Source organism: Shigella sp. FC1567, from assembly GCF_001743015.1.
Classification (GTDB): domain Bacteria; phylum Pseudomonadota; class Gammaproteobacteria; order Enterobacterales; family Enterobacteriaceae; genus Escherichia; species Escherichia coli.
Genome location: NZ_MIIV01000256.1, coordinates 1 through 1,631, shown reverse-complemented (window position 1 = coordinate 1,631; position 1,631 = coordinate 1). Strand labels below are relative to the sequence as shown.

Sequence of the window (1,631 nt, the reverse complement as noted above, 5' to 3'; positions counted from 1 at the left end):
ATCAGACAATCTGTGTGAGCACTGCAAAGTACGCTTCTTTAAGGTAAGGAGGTGATCCAACCGCAGGTTCCCCTACGGTTACCTTGTTACGACTTCACCCCAGTCATGAATCACAAAGTGGTAAGCGCCCTCCCGAAGGTTAAGCTACCTACTTCTTTTGCAACCCACTCCCATGGTGTGACGGGCGGTGTGTACAAGGCCCGGGAACGTATTCACCGTGGCATTCTGATCCACGATTACTAGCGATTCCGACTTCATGGAGTCGAGTTGCAGACTCCAATCCGGACTACGACGCACTTTATGAGGTCCGCTTGCTCTCGCGAGGTCGCTTCTCTTTGTATGCGCCATTGTAGCACGTGTGTAGCCCTGGTCGTAAGGGCCATGATGACTTGACGTCGTCCCCACCTTCCTCCAGTTTATCACTGGCAGTCTCCTTTGAGTTCCCGGCCGGACCGCTGGCAACAAAGGATAAGGGTTGCGCTCGTTGCGGGACTTAACCCAACATTTCACAACACGAGCTGACGACAGCCATGCAGCACCTGTCTCACGGTTCCCGAAGGCACATTCTCATCTCTGAAAACTTCCGTGGATGTCAAGACCAGGTAAGGTTCTTCGCGTTGCATCGAATTAAACCACATGCTCCACCGCTTGTGCGGGCCCCCGTCAATTCATTTGAGTTTTAACCTTGCGGCCGTACTCCCCAGGCGGTCGACTTAACGCGTTAGCTCCGGAAGCCACGCCTCAAGGGCACAACCTCCAAGTCGACATCGTTTACGGCGTGGACTACCAGGGTATCTAATCCTGTTTGCTCCCCACGCTTTCGCACCTGAGCGTCAGTCTTCGTCCAGGGGGCCGCCTTCGCCACCGGTATTCCTCCAGATCTCTACGCATTTCACCGCTACACCTGGAATTCTACCCCCCTCTACGAGACTCAAGCTTGCCAGTATCAGATGCAGTTCCCAGGTTGAGCCCGGGGATTTCACATCTGACTTAACAAACCGCCTGCGTGCGCTTTACGCCCAGTAATTCCGATTAACGCTTGCACCCTCCGTATTACCGCGGCTGCTGGCACGGAGTTAGCCGGTGCTTCTTCTGCGGGTAACGTCAATGAGCAAAGGTATTAACTTTACTCCCTTCCTCCCCGCTGAAAGTACTTTACAACCCGAAGGCCTTCTTCATACACGCGGCATGGCTGCATCAGGCTTGCGCCCATTGTGCAATATTCCCCACTGCTGCCTCCCGTAGGAGTCTGGACCGTGTCTCAGTTCCAGTGTGGCTGGTCATCCTCTCAGACCAGCTAGGGATCGTCGCCTTGGTGAGCCGTTACCCCACCAACAAGCTAATCCCATCTGGGCACATCCGATGGCAAGAGGCCCGAAGGTCCCCCTCTTTGGTCTTGCGACATTATGCGGTATTAGCTACCGTTTCCAGTAGTTATCCCCCTCCATCAGGCAGTTTCCCAGACATTACTCACCCGTCCGCCACTCGTCAGCGAATCAGCAAGCTGATTCCTGTTACCGTTCGACTTGCATGTGTTAGGCCTGCCGCCAGCGTTCAATCTGAGCCATGATCAAACTCTTCAATTTAAAAGTTTGATGCTCAAAGAATTAAACTTCGTAATGAATTACGTG

1 rRNA gene is annotated in these 1,631 nt (G+C 53.5%); it reads right to left on the bottom strand.

Going from position 1 to position 1,631, the window contains the following annotated elements:
* Positions 1-44: 44 nt before the first annotated feature.
* Positions 45-1,586 (bottom strand): 16S ribosomal RNA (locus tag BHE85_RS15060).
* Positions 1,587-1,631: the final 45 nt, after the last annotated feature.